Consider the following 18190-nt stretch of genomic DNA (forward strand, 5'->3'; position numbering starts at 1 on the left):
AAACCTCCAAGATCTTACGTGTATTTACTTAGTGATTGTAATTTGTTGAACGAGGTAAAGCGGGAGGGTAATAAAAAAACAGGGTGCAAAGCACCCTGTGGAATAAGTTAATAACCACTCCAATAGAATGGGGTTTTGAGTTCAGACTGTAGACCTGCAAATTCTAATATTGTGGTGAGCTTTCCGCTACCATTATGATTCATATAACATTCATCTTTTATTGGCTGATTGCTAATCTGTGAGTAACTGTACTCGTATGTATCTAGACCATTAGTGGGTTTTGTCAGCGTTGGATACGTTATTCTATTTGAGCCAAATGATTCGTTCCCGCTATATTCAGACTTCAATATCTGATGGCTCACCTGAATATTCTCTAATAGCTGTTTTCCTGATAACCCAATCTGTACTTTAGGAAATATAATCGCTTTACGATGGTTGTTGAACCAAGAAATGCTAGTAATTGGGTTACAACGATTAGCGTTATCGACTACGTCGTCTCCAACAATGTAAGCGAAAGTCCTATAGCTAATAGATAAGTTTCCGATATCTTTGGGTTCAGTTATAACAATAGGAACATCAACAGCTTGGATTCGGTTTTCAATTTTATGTTGGGACTTACCTATTGCAATAATTTCAACTTTAACTTTTTGGTTCGTTTTCAAGTAGCTTTGCTTTGGCTCATAGGTATTTGAACGCGGACCGCTAGTCACTGATGATGTGGCGCTATCTGTCCCACCATCTGGTTTTGTTATAACGATTTTGACATCGGAAGGCATATCAAAATCACTTGTTCCTGCGACAGACCAGTTAACTGTTAGGTTATCGTCGGTATAAACAGGGGACCAATAAGCCGAATTAGTTTCTTGATTGCCATTATTGCCATAAGAGATTGAATTTATAGTAATTGCAGGCTTCGTGTACACCTTGACCTTATAATCACCGCTACTTTGCTCAAAGTAATCATTGGCTTTTACTGTCATGGTTAAATTGGCTTCGCCTTTGCCTAGGCTTTGAATCGAGCCATTTTTGGCAATATTAACGACATTATTGGCTCCTGAATTCCATTCAATATCTGCTTTAGGTGGGATAGCTACACTGGTTTGTTGTAGGTTAAAAAGATTACGCTGATCCGTGATTTCTTGTTCTTTCTGGTTAAAATTCACATTAAAACGTGCTTTTGCGAGGTTATAGGTAATATCTTGGCTTTCAGAAACAAACTGATCTGTCTCTTTGGAACGCACGGTCAGTTTTGCTACTCCAGGCTTGACCTGAGTAATTGCACCAGAAACAGAATCTATTTGAGCGATATTGGTATTTTGGCTGACATATTCGAGAGGAATGGTAGTGACATCCGTATTACCGAATGAGGTTTGAATATTGTGAGCTTGGTTATCTGACCAAATTGTGGAAATAGTGTCTGCACTGGTTAATGTCAAGTTTGGTTTGGCTTTTTCAACATCCACCTCATAGCTAGCCGCTGCGGATTTATATATACCATTTCCATCGATACGCGCCCAAATTTTGGTGCGTCCCGCTTTTTTCAGTTTAACTTTCCCTTGCTGGTCAACGGTAGCAATACTGGTGTTATCACTGGACCAAACAGGTTGAGCACCGTTTGGCAACCCTTTAACAACCTGACCATTATTTACGGCGGAAGAGTAAGTCAGACGCTGTTGCATGTTGTCAAAACGTAGTGTTGGGTTAATGGCATCGACTTTGATTTCAATCGGGTTAGCAATGGTTTGATTGCCCACTTTTGCCGTGACTTTAGCGGTGCCTTGCTTCGTCGCAGTGGCTGTTGCACTGTAGCTGCCATCTTGGTGATTGGTGACTGGACTGATAGTAAAATCCTGAGCAGGGACATTACTTGTAATATCAACCGTTTCATTCAGTAAGGCGTTGCCAAAATCATCTTGCAATTTAACCGTGAACAAGGTGCTTTCAAGCCCATCTGGACCAATATCAGTTTTAGTGGTCGTAAAGGTAGAGTTAGTGATGTTTACAGTACCGGCAAGGACGTTAACCACACTGGCTTTTTTATCTTCGCTTGCGGAAAGTGCTGCTGTCATCACTAATGCACCTACGGTATGGCTGGTGACCGAAATTTTAGTGTTACCGTTAATATCCGTTATTGATGAGTGTGGGAAAGGTTCTGCTTTACCCTGTAAGTGCCATGAAACATTCACCTGCGGCACTGGGTTATTGAACTTATCCACAATTTTGGCGGTATAAACTACGCCTTGGGCATTACCCGCCTGAATGTTATTGGTGCTGGTATCTAAGCTAGTGATTACGCTGGTGGCTTTGTCACTAGTCACATTCAACGTTAAGGTTTGCGATAATGCACTGCCGTTGAGATTGGCTGATAATATGGCAGCGCCTGTTTTATCACTGCTCACAACGGCGTGATACACCCCTGCCGATGGCATCGTTACTGGAGCAATTCTTACCTCATTGTTATTACTACTGATTTGAATAGCAGATATTTGATTGGTTAATAAATTACCAAACTGATCCTTTAATATCAGTTCAACCGTCGCAGGTTGACCCGCCACAATTGTGGTAGGGGTTATATTGAATACTGTTTTACTGGTATCAATCGTACCTTGTGTAAAGGAGATAGTTGGGGCGGTTTTAGTATTTTGCGATGTTAAGTTAACGGTAATATTTGCATAACCCACATCACTACGTTGAACGGTAACTTCGCTGCGTCCATTAGCATCGGTGGTTGTCTGGTTATCCGAAAGCTGGCTGCCATCGTTAGCCGTCCAGAATACGGGAATACCTGCGCCGAGCTGATTGCCGTTAGCATCTTCAAACTGGGCGCTGATAGTGACTTGATTACCGACGGTTTCAGTTGTTTTTGAAACCTTGATATCACCACGTACCTGTGCGCTTTGTGCGTCAGCAATCACAGTCAGAGGGGCTTTCTGGTTCAGAGTCACACCATCAACCAGGACGGTAATGTCTGTATTACCTGCTTTGGTACTGTGTAACTTCGCACGATAGGTTCCTACAGGTGTTACCTCTGTGAAAGTCGGTGAGTTTGCTAAGCCCAAATCAGTTGAGTAATCTAGCGTGATTTTATTCGCCAAGTTACCCAGTCGGTTACCAATATCATCTTTCAGCGTAACGGTAATTTCAGTTTCACCTGTTGCTGCTGTTAATGATGGCGTGCTCAGAGCAACAGTGGAGGCGCTGCTAGAAACGTTCCCCGCTAAGAACTCGATATTTTGAACGGTTTGCTTAGTATTTTGACCTAAAATGGCGGTTACGCTGCCTTTTCCAGCTTGTGTGCTAGTTAAAGTAATTTGGGCAATACCGTTATTATCTGTATGGCTAACGGGTTGTGATAGCTCACCAACATCACTACGCCAACCAATCGCAATACCCGCAGGTGCCAGATTATTGGTGGCATCTGTAATGGTTGCTTGTACGGTAATGCGGCTGATGCCATCAGCAGGAACCGTAGCCTGACTGGTGATGTTCATATCCTTGATGAGCGCAGTGGCGCTGTCCGCGATTAAACCGAGGCTTTTTTGTTTAGAAACAGCACCATTTTTAGCAGTAATATCAATGGTATCTGCAAGATTACCACTCACTTTAACTTGGTATTCACCTGTGTTAGCAAGCTCTTTTGAGTCCGTGAATGTAATGGCATTGTTGTTACTATCCCAATCAATTCTTTGCCCTGTAACTGGGTTATTCCATTGGTCACGTAAGGTCAACGTTGCTGTTGCTTGTTCACGGTTATTCGCCACAATAGTTTGTGGTTTAATTTCAAAGAAACTATTTAGTGAGTTTGCATCGCCTGCAATAAATTGAATTTTTTCCTGTGCTTCACGGCGGTTAAGCAGTTGTGCAGTGACCGTCGTTTCTCCTGCGATATAGCCCGATAGTTCAACGGTCACTTGCCCTCGATTATCAGTACGGGTTGTATTTACACTTAGCGTGTTGTTATCACTGAGCCAAGTTACTGGTGTTTCAACTAATGGGTTGTTCAGGTTATCGACGACGGTTGCTGTCAGTAATACTTTTTGGGCTTGTGGCCGAATTTGCACTTGGTTAGCTGATGATGCAATCGTCACTGTCGCGGTCGTATTATCAGCGACCGCTTTTACGGTGCTCGAAATCGGTTGTTGGTTACCGTTCGCTAATACTGCTGCAACCATAATATTGTTGGCAGCTTGGGAGGTAGACAGCGTGGCGCGAACCAATCCATGGCTATCTGTTTTAGAGAACGGTGTGATTACGGTGAGTTGGGCACCATTGTTCGTCTGTAATTGAACATCTACACCTTCAACAGGGTTGCCGTAGTTATCTTCCACGAAGACATAAACATCGGTTTTATCCACGCCATTAGCCACAATAGTTGATTTCTTGACGTTTAACGATGTGATTTGAGCTTGGGCTTTATCGGCAACAAAATGAATTTCTTTGGCCATTTTCCCATCGCCATTTGTTGATGCTGTCACGATCACCATTTCAGCTTTTGTGCTGGTAATGGTAGTGGTCGTTTCCCCTTGGGCATTGGTTTTGGTTTTTGCTTGGCTAAATTTCACTTCTGATGCACTTAAGTTAGATAGCCAGTCGGTATCAACATTAGAAATAGGGTTGTTATTCGCATCCACAATTTTTGCTGTATAAGTGACGGTCATTTTGCCATCAGCGAGATACTGATTTTTAACTTCTGGTATGACTGAACTGACTTTCGCCGTCTGTATATTTGCCGTAAATACAACGGTTTTATCAAACGATTTTCCACCGACAGTCACCGTAATTTTTGCATCTCCTGCTTGCTTGCTGGTGATGGTGGTTTTTGCCACACCTTGGTTATCTGTCATCACCTTTTGGTCAGCCAGAGAACCGTTATTGGTTGCAAATTGAACTTCAACATTTGGAACGACGTTGCCATTAGCATCCGTCACGGTGATCGCAATTGGATTGCCTGTTACACCATTCGCAACGGATGTCATTGAGCCAACAATGATATCTGTAGGTTTAATTGTTGCAGTGGTTGAATCCGGTAAAAACGTAAGGCTAATGTCTTGTGATGTTGCGTTAGGTGTTGCCGCCGTGATCAGGACATCACCTGAAACGGTACTGGTGACTTGAGTCGTAGCAAAACCATTGGCATCAGTGATACTGCTGATTTCAGAGAAGCTAACCTCATTGCCGTTCTTATTTGATGTCCAATTAACCACGGTATTTGGCAGCGGGTTATTATTGGCATCTACAATCTGTGTTTTGACTTCAAATGGCTTATTACCATTGGCAATTTGAGGAACGGTATTGGTTGTCGGTTTCACAACCTGTGGAGTGTTTTTATCTCCAACAAATGAGATAGTCTGTTTAACATCTTTGCCATCTACGGTAATCGTCACGGTAGCATCTCCAGCTTTATCGCTGGAAATAGCGGTTTGTGCGACTCCTTGGCTGTTTGTGGTCACTTTGCTATCAGCTAATGTTCCTTTATCTGTAGCGAATGCGACCTCAACATTTGGAACTGGGTTGCCTTTTGCATCCGTCACAGTAATAGAAATGGTATTTGCCGAGTTGCTGTTCGCGACAGTGCTTGTCTGGGATACATGAATATCATTCGATTGCACCGCAGCTGTTGTGGTATCAGGTAAGAAATCCACTTTTACTTCTTGTGGTGTAGCATTCGGTGCTGTGGCGGTAATGATGATGTCCCCGGTCACGGTACTGGTAATCGTGGTGGTTGCTAGACCATTAGCATCGGTTGTGGTGGTTTGTTGCGTAAACTGAACATCATTGGCGTTTTTATTTGAACTCCAGGTCACGACTGTATTTGGCAGCGGGTTATTATGGGCATCGACTAATTTCGTGGTGATTTCAATCGGTTTTTTACCATCGGCGATTTGCGTTATCTGGCTGACGGTTGGCTTTGCGATTTGTGGTGTTGATTTATCTCCCACAAATTGAACTTTATGTTGGATGTCTTTGCCATCCACAGTAATCGTCACATTCGCTTCACCCGCTTGCGTACTGGTTATTGCGGTTTGTGCAACTCCATTAGCATCCGTTTTTACGAGAGTATTGGCGAGAGTTCCTTTATCCGTTGCGAATTGTACATCGACATTTGGTAATGGGTTGCCAAATTGGTCGGTAATGGTGATAGATACCAGATTGGGTTTTTTCCCGTCAGCAATCGAACCATTTTGAGTAATGTTAATATTTTGCGGTTTCAGCACTGAAGTGGTGGCATCCGGTATAAATGTCAGCGTGACGTCTTGTGGAGAGCCATTTGTTGGTGTTGCCGTGATCGTGACTTCACCAGCTAGTGTGCTGGCGATTAGAGTGGTGGCATAGCCGTTGTTATCCGTTGTGCTGCTCACAGGGGTGAATATCACTTTTTGCGGATCTTTGTTGGAGCTCCAAGTCACCACACTATTAATGATAGGGTTACCATTCGCATCTTTAAGCAGTGTTTTAACTTCAATAGGTGAATTTCCGTTAGCTAACTGGGGCGTTTGCGTATTGGGCGTGGGCTTTGTAGCTTGAATTGTTGCCGTATCCGCAACAACGGTTACTTTAATTTCAGGGAAGACAGCATTACGGGCTTTGGGAACCAGTATAAAGCTTTCAGGCTTAGTGCCTGCGGTTAACGTCGCTTCATATTGTCCAGCTGCTAAGCGGGTAAATGGGCTTATGGCGGTGTACTTGGCTGGTGGAGCTGCTTTTAGCCCTTTAGCTGGCATCGCTCTCTTCACTTTTCGAGTTGTTGCTCGCTCAAGCGTAATTTCTTTAGCTGCGAGATCAATGACATTTCCAGCTTTATCTTTAATGGATAACGACAATTTTTGGCTGCTTTTACCGTTAGCGATTAAATCAATTCTGCTGGATGAAACGACACTTTTTAGGGTGTGAATAGCTGGTTGAGTAACAGAAACTCGGACAATAGCTTTGGAAGAGGTATTTCCTTTCTTGTCGATGGCAATGGCAGTAATGGCGTAATTGTTCGCATTTTTGATATTTTTATAAGAAGGCAACACAAGGCTGTATTGACCATTTTCATTGAGTATGTGTCCGCCTGCGGCAACCAGTGCTTGAGCATCCCATTTTATGTGACTTAACCCATATTTGCTGGTCACTGTGAAATGTAAAGGGATCTTTTCCCCTGCGTAGCCCGTGATAGAGTCCGTTATGTTTAGGTGGATGACGTCATTTTTTTTATAATCCAGAACGATATGGTTGTTACGACTGACGAAATCATAGCGATTGCCCATCAATGAACGAAATGCATTGACGGATTCCGGATCCAAATGTTGCTTCAAGCTTTTGCCAAATTGGTAGTTGAGTTGTAAACCAATTCGCGAATCTTTCTTGCTGGCTTTTCCTTGGCGATGTTCCGCATTGAATGTGATTAATGGAACCGGAGTATAGTTAAGACCTATATTGATGGAATATGGATCACGTTGTAAATTTTTGGTGCCGAATAGCGCAACATCATCACCATAATATTGTTCGTAAGTGAGCTTTCCACCAATATGTGGATAGGTAGGTAACCAACCCTCTGCGCGGAGATCCCATCCATTAGATGGTCTAGCTGAATGATCGGTTAATTCTCGGGCATTGCGCCAGCTGCTAAGACGATGGTAGCTGTTACCTGACAATTTTAAGAAGTCACGACGATATTCAACACCTAATCCTAAACGAGAATGACCACGTGAAATATCGTAGTCAAAGAAGGTATTTCCGCCAACCATTTGATTTTCACCATACCAACGTGCCCCAAAGCCGAGGTTGGTTTCAATGCGCTGTTCTTGACGATGAAAACTACCTTGAGTAAAGAATAAACTTTCTTCGTTTTCATAAATTGGCAGCAGCAAATCAATTTGCGAATTTTTTAATGAAAATTTCTTATCCGCAACCAGCTTTATTTGTGAGCTACCAAAATGATTAAACCAATCTTGTAGATAGCTGCTTGCTGTGGTTGTGATTATCTCTTGGGTAAATGCTTTGGTTTTGTGATGATTAGGCTGCTTTGTAAAAAATTGGCCCGCTTTGGAAACAAACTGCGCCAGTTTAATTTCTTCTTCACTCGATGCTTCTGGTGGAATATAAACAGGTTTTTCGTTTTCCCATTCTAAAGTTGGTAACGGCGACATAGGAATATCTAGCTCATCGCCGGCTTTTAGGGTCTCGAAACTTTGAGAAAATGTTCTAAATTGATTAAGCTTACGTAATTGCTCCAAACTTATATTATATTTTTTGGCAATACTCTGAGTTGTTTCTCCCACTTGTAGTGTATATGGCTGAGTTTCTCTTAAAGTAAGCGTATTTTTTTTGGGTAATAAAAACGTGCGTTGTTGATGGTTTTGCTCTGTAAATGCATTGGCTGCGACAGGTGCAAAAACTGATACTAAAGGAAAACTAATCTGCGTTGCAATATTTATCCACGCAATAAATGTAACATGATAAGGAATAAAATCCTTAGACTTGCGATTCATTAAGGAACTCCGAGAATATAGGGTTAATTAAATATCGTTGATGAGTATTTTAAAAATCCCTGATTTATAACAGTCCTTAAGATTTTCACAGTCATTAAAATAAGCTGCCAATACTCAACATCATTCGATTTATATTTGAATGAAGTATATTTACTTTTTTAAGATCTATTTTTTGAATAATTTGGAATTTTTCTTCAAAGAAAAGTAATTCCAATGAATTCTAGTGATGACTAATTCTTTGTTGTGTCGATTTATGCATTTAGCAATTTTTCATTAGGCATTAAAGTATTTAAGTGCTGCAGTTACTGATATTCTCTAACCTAATAAATCAAATAGAATTTACTTTTAAAGAAAATCTTTCAGATTTAGATTGATTTAATGGAGTAATTTGATTACTCATCATCAGTAATTCACCCTTTTTTTCAACTCTCACGCTTAATCCAAAATAGTGACCTTGGGTTAATAACGGTTCCGGTAAATTAATGGAAAAATTAACCGTTCTCGCTGATTTTCTGGTTGTCATAGTATAATCATAATGACTTTTTTCAGAGTAACTGTTTCCGTTTATTGGGGTGACCGAAACGGTAATTAGCGCATCACTAGGAATATCGATAGATTGGCTGTAAACATCACCTTGAATATTAAATGTATTTCGATTTTGATTTATTGGGTTATTACAAGCAAATAGAAATAAACAACACGCTAAAATAAAAATTGAATGTAAAATAAATTTTGATATAGCAATTCTTGGCATGATTTTTCTTCTTTTATATGAATAATTTATTGATATGAGCGATTAAATACTTTCTGAAAAAAACAGCGAACATACGCATACATGTTTTTTCGCTCATTAACTCTTGATAAAATTGGCATTTCTGATTTTTCGCCAGTATACAAGATACCAATTCTGGGCAGTGTCATGATAAGATTTTCATCTAACTCAACTTTCTTAAATGATTGTCGTAATTGTCTGACTAACTTGTAGTAACTGCTTTCAGTCACGATAGTTCCGCGCTTTTCCCAAATTTCATGCATCACCTCTCGCTTGCTATTCGTTTTTAATAACAACAGTTTTAAGAGGCAGGATTCATTTTCAGATAAATTCACGGTTCTTTTTCCGCGAGATAGCGTTCTCTTCAGAGGGTCATAAACGACTTGACCACATAAAAGCATCATTGGCTCTATTTTATTGTATTCCATGTTATTCATAATATTTCCCACAGATATAGTTCAATATAAAATTAATTATCGACATCGTAATCATCAGTAAAATTATGTTGAATATAAAAAAACAGTAGGGTAATGAGTTAATGAAAAATTAAGGCGTTTTTTTAAATTCGAACAATGTGTTTTGGTGATGTAAATTTAAACTACTATCTGTGAGTGTATATATCAATTTCAAATTTATTTTTTTTATGTTTTTTAAAAAGGAGGGAGTTAAAAAGCTTAGGTTATAAAAAATGTACTCTAAGCTTATAAATATTCGTCGGTGAGGCGTTAAGTAATGAACTAATCTAATAGTACAAGGTTATCTAATCATTATGGTTATATGATTGATGAATCTTCATCTTCATCGCCATCAAGATTGAAGCTAGTCATGTTTTTATTCAATTGTTCAGTAAATGGAGTATTCATTAAACTTATCGACATATAACGTTGAATAGCTTTAGTGAAATATTTATATAAAGCAGGGTCAGATTCAGATGAAGACTTTAATGTTTGAACGATTTGAGTAATGAATGATTCTTTATCATTACGGTTCAAATTCACCATGGTTTTAAACACCAATGCGAATCGTGTTTTATCACTATCTTGGTGTTTAAATTCACTAATAAAACTTTGTATTTTAGTGTTTTTATCCTCAGAAATGTGGGGGATATTTTTTTCCTGATAGTTCTGTATCTCTTTCATGTTGATATGGGAATTCCAAAGGGTACTCATTTTAGTGTGTAGGTCGGATAGACTCGATGGCGTATTGCCATGAGTACGCGAAGCTGACAAAGTATTCAGCAAATTAGAGTCAATTTTCATATTTTCCCCTCCTTGTTTCTTCTTGTTGGAGTGCACGTTCTTGTTGGATTAGCCGTTTTTGTTGAATTAATAGTGCATAAGCTTGTTTGTGTTGTTGCAAAATTAAACAACGGGTCGAAATCGGAAAAATATGCGGTAATATTTTTTCTGCCGCCAGTTTCGGCGAGAATTGTGTAATTTCGTTATTCACTTCTAACGTGATTGAATTATCGGGGCTAGTACATATTTTGGTGCCGTTAGCTCTAGTGCTTATCTTGGTTTGCAAGGATGCCGGTATGTGTAATTGAACCTGGCGAGCTTCGGATTGTAATTGAGCAAAGTGTTCTACCACAATTTCTTGTAGACGCGCGTCAGTAAACAAACCGATGAGTAATTGAGTTAATTGGCTTTCTGTTTGGCTCACCTGATTTTGGTATTGGGCTTCACTGTCATTGAGGGCACCAATAAAATCATTCAAAAGCTGTGTTAATCCATCTTGGTAGCCTTGTTGATAGGCAATAGTATGAATATTTTTCTCAGACTGTTGAGCTTGTTGAATATGTGCTTTGGCTTTTTGATGTGCCTGTTTAACAACCGACTGGGCATATCTATTGGTGTCTAAAACCGGATACTTAATCAGCACATTTTCAATTAAAGTCTGCTGGATATTAGGTTGTGTGTTCTCTGACATAGCGGCAAGTTTCTTCAATAATATTCCAAGGTAGCAGAGTGGAAGCCGTGTGAGGGATCATCTGCTGTGTGCGGTGGCTAAACATATATTTTGCGCGGGTAGCATAGCCGTGACTAAAGGTGTTTAAACACATCAAAAGCTGCTCAGCGCCTAATGCAAGTAAATGCTGAGGCGTATCGATTGTCTGTGTTATGTCTTGCCATGAAGGGTGGCTAAATTTCTGATGCAATTGTCTATATTGAGATAGCTCTCCCCACCAAGGCAGAGGGCCTGGGTACTGAATAACCCCCAAACCCCACGCCACAGAAGGTAATAATGACCAATTTTCGGCAAGTATCTCGGGTAATATCAACGTTTTTTCATCGGGTAAATCTAATTGATATTGCTCAATAAGCTGCAAGTTTTGCAGCTGTTGTAGCGGAACGGGTAGCTGATGATAATGCTCATCAACGAACTCCGAGTGAAAATAATCCCCCGGTGCTAAAAAAATATTTTTTTGGTCAATCAGCAGCTTACTCAATTGGGGCATGATTTGATTTCTCCACCTCTTCTTCATTTTCATCGCTTTGTTTATTGTTGCGATGGTATAGATACAATCCAAATGCAATTAGCATACCGATTAATGCAGTGATTAAAGCAGAGGCAATCACTGGATTAAATGCTGGGGTTGGACCATTTTGGGTTTGATACAGCAGCGGAGGGCGGTTGACTATCACAACAGAAACATTGTCATAGGTGGTTTCGGCAAAGCTATTATTGAGGAATAACTTAATCTTATTCATCATCACTTTTGGGTCTTCATTACCTGAGTAAGTCACGAGACTGGAAACTTTTTGCGCCTGTTTTACGGGACCATTACCTGAGATAGGGTAGCTCACATGGACTCTCGCATTGACCACATTAGGAATGGTTAGTAGAGATTGCTCAAGCCGTTGTTCAATCAAAGATAATAATCGTGTTCGTTCAGCTTGCGGTGAGGCAACCAACGAATCTCCAGGAAAGGCATCAATAATTTCCACTGGATTTTTGGATGGCAGGTTGTATTGACGTAAAAGATCCACCGCAATAACAAAATCGTCAGGTGCTACGCGAATCGAGTCTCCATTTTTAGAATCCTGTTTACGCTTAGCATCAACCCCGTGCTCTTGCAAAATCGCAAGCACTTCGTTGCTTTGGCGCTGGCTTAAATTGCTCAGTAATAGCTGGTTATCACAGCCGAGCAGTAAGCTAATAAACCCGATTAATAGGAATTTCTTTAATATATTCATGGTCTATTGTGCTTTTAATACCGTATCGATGGCAGAAACACTTTTATGTGTGAGTGTGCTGACCATATTCAAGGCGAGGCTGTAATTACCGACTTGGTTTTGTAATTCCAATAATTTAGCGGGGGCGCTTGGGTCAACGGTATTCATTTTCTCCAGAAGATCCGCTTTTTCTTGGCTCACAGAGGTCGTGTACTCAGCAAATAACTGTTTCACTTTATCTTCCAATGGGATAGCCGCTGGAGTAACAGGTGCCATTTCAGCGATATTTGATAAGACTGAAACAGGATTAATAGGTAACATAAGTATCTCCTATAAAAATAGAGCATCAGGATCAGTGATGCTCTGATGTAAATTAAACGTTGCGGGCTTACACGTTACGAATAATGGCTTGCGCCGCATCTTTAAAGGACTTCATTATGTTGCTTTGTAATTGACGTGCCATATTATAGTTACCGCTTAATGCTGTGATTTTACCCAGAGTCAGCGGGTTATCGACTTCCAGATTTGGGTTGTCGATCATAGACTTTAATTCATCAGCGATAGTTTTTGTTCTTTCGCTAATACCTGCGGAGCTGCGATACATCATGCCCCATTTATTATCTGTTGCTATGGTAGATGCTTGTTCTAATGCAGATGCATCCCAATTACCATTTGCATTACTAATGCCTGGAGTTGCCATATTTATTACCTCATTAATTAGGTTGATTTGAGTTAAATAACCAATGATTATTACCTAACAACGTAATACCATTAGAATTGGTGATAAACGATTTTCCAGCCAGTTCATTATTGGCAAGGGAGACGGAAAATTGAATTTGCTTGGTTCCCCACTTTTGACTAAATGAATTGGTGAAGCTAATTAAAGAGAGAGTCTGTTTATCATTTAAACTATCTCTTATAACAAAGATAATGTAGTTACCTTTGGTTATTCTTTGCCATTTCACATTACTTTCAGTCAATCCTAACTCTGCTCTCTTGATGAGTTCATCAAGAGGAATCTGTACAAGTTGGCTTTGGTTATAACAACTGAAGTAACTAGATAAAATGCGATTAATATTTTTATCATCATTATTCGGTAGTGGGTTTTTCACGACTCGAATGACGGGTTGACAAGGGTTGCTAATGTCAACCTTTAATAAATTGGGTACAGTATCTATTAACTTATCTTCAATTTCTTTTTCAAGAAGGTTTATTTTTTTGATGGTATATTTTTCTTGATAATCTGATTTTAGTAAAACTTGACGGCTCCAGTCTTCATCTCTTTGCGATTTGACGAGAATAAGTATTTCGCCATTTTTATTCTGCGTATAGATAATAGGGTAATAGCTTCCTTTTAATATATTATCTATATTTTTAATCTGTTTTGCAGCGTTATTTTTTGGATTAATTTGGAATTCAACGAATAATATAAAAATAACGACAAATGTTAATAATAAAACAAAAAGCCATTTCTTATTAAACTTTGGTTTCTGTTTTATGGCAGTGGATCTATTTTCTGTAAGCGATAGTGATTTAGATGACAATGGTTTTTGGTCTTTTTCGGGGTAATTCCATTCAGTATTCAATAGCTTAATTACGATTGGAAAGGTGTCAATGAGCAAGATTTCTTGTAGTGTGACAGTGAGGTGACGACTTTTTCCATCTTGTTTAAGATTAATTGCAAAATTATTACTATGTTCGTCATGAGAAACAATAGAAAACTCGCACTGGGTATGTTCGCTAGGAATATAATAGGTTGTGAAACCGTTTTCATCTATTTCAGTTTTGTATTTAGTATATTGCCCAACGATAATAAGATTTTTATCGATGTTAATCATTAGCTCTTGACTATTCATCGAACCACTAATGATTTTCATTATGCAGGTGTGGTATTTTGTTTCTATCATAAGATAATCTCAATTAATAAAAAATAGCGAATCATATTGACTTCAATGCTCAGCATTTAAATATAAGAACATAATATAGTCAGCTGAATTTATCTTATTCATTCACACCCTTTATTTTTATAGTTAATTCCAAACTATTCCAGAGTATTCATTTGTTTTTTTATATTTAATCAATGAACCTATATCAAGTAAAAATCAATGGATAAGGTCTATTTATAATGTCGAATGAAGATATTGCTAAATTATTGGCGAGTAGAAATAGTTGCTTTTCTTTACAAGACGTATTGGTCTTGTCAATACCAAAAGAAACTATAACCTCAATAGAAACTGTAACCACAGTAAAAGCGAAAGCGACGCTTTGTTATAAATCTCGGTATACAAATTTAAATATTAAAGTACAAGAACCCGCTATCTTTGTTTGCGGTTTGGATGAATTAACGATTGAAGATAAAGCCTTATGGGATATCTATACAATGGAATTATCTGAACTCGTTGAAACGCTGGCTATTATTGATACTGCAATGGGGCAATCCTTTCTTGCAAAAAAAGCCACCAGAGAGAGTGATGAAAACCAACTAGGTGAATTCATTCTATTTGACGATGAAATATCAGCACCTGTTTTAATTAAAAATATCGTAATTGATTTGATCATTAAAAAGCAGCCGTTATTTGATGATTGGTGTGATGTATTAAGACGCTATGAAGCGTATGGAATGATGCGCTTTTTAATTTCAGCCGCTCAGCAAGACAAAAACGCCAATATTAATCAACTGTGTGCCCGTTACGGCATTTCCGCTTCTTATTTTAGACAACTCTACCGAGAAAACTTTAATAAAACCGCTAAACGCAAAATTATGGGCGTACGTATGGGGGCGGCCATTTTGCAATTAATTGAAAGTGAAAGTTCTATTTTAGATGTTGGGTTAGAAGCAGGTTACTGCTCCGCCTCTCACTTCACGAATGATTTGAAAAAAGAATTGGGATTAACCCCATCAGAAATAAGGCACCTTGGAGCAACGTTATATGAACAGTAAAAAATTAATGGCGGTTTTTATCTCGCTGTTTTTACTGAGTGTAAATATCAATACCGCGCAATCAGAAATGATGATTGCAGAGCCGGTAACACAAGAAAGAAGTGCAGACACGTTTGTCGCGAATAATATCGCGGTAGGCAAAGTGTTTGATGCTGTAGCGGAACAAATTAACAAGCCGATTATTTTAAGTAAATTGGCATCCCAGAAAAAAGTGACGGGAAATTTTAACCTCGCGAATGCCGATGAAATGTTTAAAGCCTTAACGCGTCGTATCGCGTTAGTCTGGTATGACGATGGTGCAGGCATTTATGTCTATGATAATAGTGAAATGCGTAGTCTGATTATTCCAACTCATAAAGTCAGTAGCCAGCAAGTTCTCAGCTATATTCAACGTAATGGCATCTATGATGCGCGTTTTCCTGTTCGTTCCCAAGGTGGCGACACGATGTTATTTGTGTCGGGACCGCCGCTCTATGTTGAGTTGATTAAAGGTGCCGCGTTGTATCTTGGCGAGCAACGCAAACAAGAAGAAAAAACCAGTGGTAATGTTGCGGTACTCCCGCTGAAGCATGCCTCTGTAAGCGATCGAAGTTACTCATTACGTGGTCAATCGATCACGGTTCCCGGCATGTTATCGGTGATCAGTTCCCTGTTTAAAAATGGGGGCAGTAGCGTCGAAGAAACCCTCGAAATTTTACCTGCAAAGCTCAATACCGATGGGGATGAAATTGATGCCTTGATGGATGCACCCATTGGTGGCGCTCGTCCTGAAAATCGCCAAGTCACCGTCAAACGTGGTGGCGCATCAAATAGTAGCTTTTCTCTGGTTGCCCATCCTGACAGCAACAGCCTGATTGTGAAAGGTAGCCCTGAGCAGATCCGTTACGTCCGCGATTTGGTTAAAACATTAGATAACCGCCGCCGCCAAGTGGAGCTTTCTTTGTGGATCATCGATATCACGCGTTCTGAGTTAGATAACTTAGGGGTCAATTGGGAAGTCGGTTCTTTTAACGTAGGCGGTGGCTCTGTTTCTTTCAATCGAAGCACTTTACCCGATAGCAGCAAGTTTTTAGTACAAATTGATGCGCTAAGCAAAAATGGTAATAGCCAAATTGTCTCGCGTCCGGTGCTACTGACCCAAGAAAACGTTCCTGCGCTGTTTGATAACAACACCAGTTTCTACGCCAAGCTACAAGGTGAACGTACCGCAACTCTCGAATCTGTCACTTACGGCACGATGATCAGCGTCATGCCGCGCATTTCAGCCGGCCAAAGTGTTGAAATGGAAGTCAATATCGAAGACGGTGCAGAGAACCGTGATAGCAGCGGTAAAACGTCCAGCGTTGAAGGGCTTCCGACGGTTAACCGTACCAGCATTAATACCGTGGCACGTATCGCCAAAGATAGCAGTTTATTAATCGGTGGTTATACCCGCGACCAATATATTGAAAATGAAAGCAAAATTCCTCTTCTTGGTGATATTCCTTGGGTGGGTGGCTTATTCCGCCATAGTTCGACCAATCAACAAAAAATGGTGCGCATCTTTTTAATCCAGCCGCGTTTATTGGATGAAAACGAAGTGTGGGATGGGAGACAATTTTCCGAGAAAGCCCGTATTACACAAAAAGATAGCCAACTGCATGGAACTGTACAGTTTCTCCAGCAATACATGAGGGATTCATGGCAATAACCCCGCTGAGCTATAGCAATCGCACGCTACTGAACGCACAAGATAAGAGTCGTACAGCCACGAAAAGCAGTGATGACTCCGATGAAGCTGCGCGTGGTGCGGGGGTGATTGACAGTTCCAGCGAATACGCTTCGATGGCGATGTTGGCCGCGAGCCATGTTCGTCGAGGCGGTTCGAAAAAAGGGCAAGAAGAGGAGTGGATGCGCTTTGCTGAGCGCATCTTAGAAAACAATGCGGACGAAAAAGTGCTGAAGATTGAAGGAATACTCAATCGTCAGTTGATGACACCTCAGCAGCTACGCACCTTTTTATTGCAGTTTTTCTCTGATCCTAGCGATTTACTTATGGTGCTTGCCGCGCTTATCAACCGTAAAAAACTCAAGCAGGAGCAGATTGATCATTTACAAGAGTTAGAGCGGTTACTGCTAACGGAAGATACCAACCGTACGGCGCAGGCAGGGGCAAACATCGCGCTAATTGCCAAAGCGTTTGCCCAAACTCTGCGTGAAAGTGCTGGGAACTTACGCACCTTATACCGCGAATTTATCGGTTATGACGGTCCAGTGGTCTATTTATACGAACAGTGGGTAGAAGAAATGGAACTGATTCAACGGGAAAACATGATGCGTTATCTCGCAAGGGCCTTGGCGTGTGACTTACAAGCACTGCCGCTGGGAGACCTCAATATCAGTGAGTTTGGCAGCTTCTTTACACGAATTGGTCGTCTGCGTGAATTGCAGTCACTAGACCGCACATTTAGTCAGCAATTTCTCCAATCGGGTCTGTTTCGCCAGCAAGCGAGCTTGTCACAAAAACAGTTGTCACAAAACCTCTTGCCGCAGAGCCAATTGGAGAAGGTGCTAAGCCAATTATTTACCAGTGGGATCCGTAGCCAAGAAAGTTTCAATGACAAGCTGGTGAATTTTATTCAGGAACAATTAAGTGCCATGACCACGGACCTACGTGCTCGCTTTGTTCAGCTTCTGATTATTGCGTTTTCAATTATCCCAGTTGCCATTTTTTACTCATTGGAAGCGCGTGATGAATTACTCGACCAATTAAAAATACAGATGGATCAACTGTTGGCGCAAGAGCAGCGCTTACGTCGACAACCCTAATTTGACAGGAAATACACGA

General features: G+C 40.3%; 13 protein-coding genes. 3 read left to right on the plus strand and 10 right to left on the minus strand.

Annotated elements, in window-relative coordinates:
• Positions 1 to 107 precede the first annotated feature (107 nt).
• The 10 genes from M5X66_RS00735 to M5X66_RS00780 form a co-directional block, all read right to left on the minus strand.
• Positions 108 to 8474: an Ig-like domain-containing protein gene (locus M5X66_RS00735; protein ID WP_270103801.1), complete on the minus strand. Its 8367-nt coding sequence runs from the start codon at positions 8472 to 8474 to the stop codon at positions 108 to 110.
• 328 nt (positions 8475 to 8802) lie between these two features.
• Positions 8803 to 9228 (minus strand): YbaY family lipoprotein, encoded by a 426-nt coding sequence (locus M5X66_RS00740; protein ID WP_036949911.1) that lies wholly within the window; start codon positions 9226 to 9228, stop codon positions 8803 to 8805.
• Between the two features lie 26 nt (positions 9229 to 9254).
• On the minus strand, positions 9255 to 9683 hold the full coding sequence (locus tag M5X66_RS00745; protein ID WP_036949913.1) for a winged helix-turn-helix domain-containing protein: 429 nt from the start codon (positions 9681 to 9683) through the stop codon (positions 9255 to 9257).
• 336 nt (positions 9684 to 10019) lie between these two features.
• Positions 10020 to 10505 carry a hypothetical protein gene (locus M5X66_RS00750; RefSeq protein WP_230082483.1) on the minus strand — a complete coding sequence of 162 codons (486 nt, stop codon included), beginning with the start codon at positions 10503 to 10505 and terminating at the stop codon, positions 10020 to 10022.
• Positions 10495 to 11175 (minus strand): hypothetical protein, encoded by a 681-nt coding sequence (locus M5X66_RS00755; RefSeq protein ID WP_154599843.1) that lies wholly within the window; start codon positions 11173 to 11175, stop codon positions 10495 to 10497. The genes M5X66_RS00750 and M5X66_RS00755 overlap by 11 nt, the downstream gene beginning before the upstream one ends.
• Positions 11153 to 11704 (minus strand): hypothetical protein, encoded by a 552-nt coding sequence (locus M5X66_RS00760; RefSeq protein ID WP_036949918.1) that lies wholly within the window; start codon positions 11702 to 11704, stop codon positions 11153 to 11155. Before M5X66_RS00760 ends, M5X66_RS00755 begins: the two co-directional genes overlap by 23 nt.
• Complete coding sequence (gene sctJ / locus M5X66_RS00765; RefSeq protein WP_108478662.1) at positions 11688 to 12443, minus strand: type III secretion system inner membrane ring lipoprotein SctJ; 756 nt, start codon at positions 12441 to 12443, stop codon at positions 11688 to 11690. The genes M5X66_RS00760 and sctJ overlap by 17 nt, the downstream gene beginning before the upstream one ends.
• 3 nt (positions 12444 to 12446) lie before the next feature.
• Entirely contained in the window at positions 12447 to 12743 is a 297-nt protein-coding gene (gene sctI / locus M5X66_RS00770; RefSeq protein ID WP_270103802.1) for a type III secretion system inner rod subunit SctI, read from the minus strand.
• A 67-nt stretch (positions 12744 to 12810) separates the two neighbouring features.
• Positions 12811 to 13122, minus strand: coding sequence for an EscF/YscF/HrpA family type III secretion system needle major subunit (locus M5X66_RS00775; RefSeq protein ID WP_036949926.1), 312 nt, complete (start codon positions 13120 to 13122; stop codon positions 12811 to 12813).
• Between the two features lie 13 nt (positions 13123 to 13135).
• The gene (locus M5X66_RS00780) at positions 13136 to 14329 is read right to left on the minus strand and encodes a PrgH/EprH family type III secretion apparatus protein (RefSeq protein WP_108478663.1); all 1194 of its coding nucleotides are present in this window, start codon (positions 14327 to 14329) and stop codon (positions 13136 to 13138) included.
• Positions 14330 to 14547: 218 nt separating this feature from the next.
• Between M5X66_RS00780 and M5X66_RS00785 the strand changes: the two genes are divergently transcribed.
• Genes M5X66_RS00785 through sctW form a run of 3 tightly spaced genes read left to right on the plus strand, consistent with a single transcriptional unit; the run spans position 14548 to position 18171 of the window.
• Positions 14548 to 15363, plus strand: a complete 816-nt coding sequence (locus M5X66_RS00785) for an AraC family transcriptional regulator (protein WP_036949931.1) — start codon at positions 14548 to 14550, stop codon at positions 15361 to 15363.
• Positions 15353 to 17053, plus strand: coding sequence for a type III secretion system outer membrane ring subunit SctC (sctC, locus tag M5X66_RS00790; RefSeq protein ID WP_108478664.1), 1701 nt, complete (start codon positions 15353 to 15355; stop codon positions 17051 to 17053). Before M5X66_RS00785 ends, sctC begins: the two co-directional genes overlap by 11 nt.
• On the plus strand, positions 17044 to 18171 hold the full coding sequence (sctW, locus tag M5X66_RS00795; protein WP_270103803.1) for a type III secretion system gatekeeper subunit SctW: 1128 nt from the start codon (positions 17044 to 17046) through the stop codon (positions 18169 to 18171). Before sctC ends, sctW begins: the two co-directional genes overlap by 10 nt.
• Positions 18172 to 18190 lie beyond the last annotated feature (19 nt).

Source organism: Providencia sp. PROV188, assembly GCF_027595165.1.
Lineage (GTDB): Bacteria > Pseudomonadota > Gammaproteobacteria > Enterobacterales > Enterobacteriaceae > Providencia > Providencia lanzhouensis.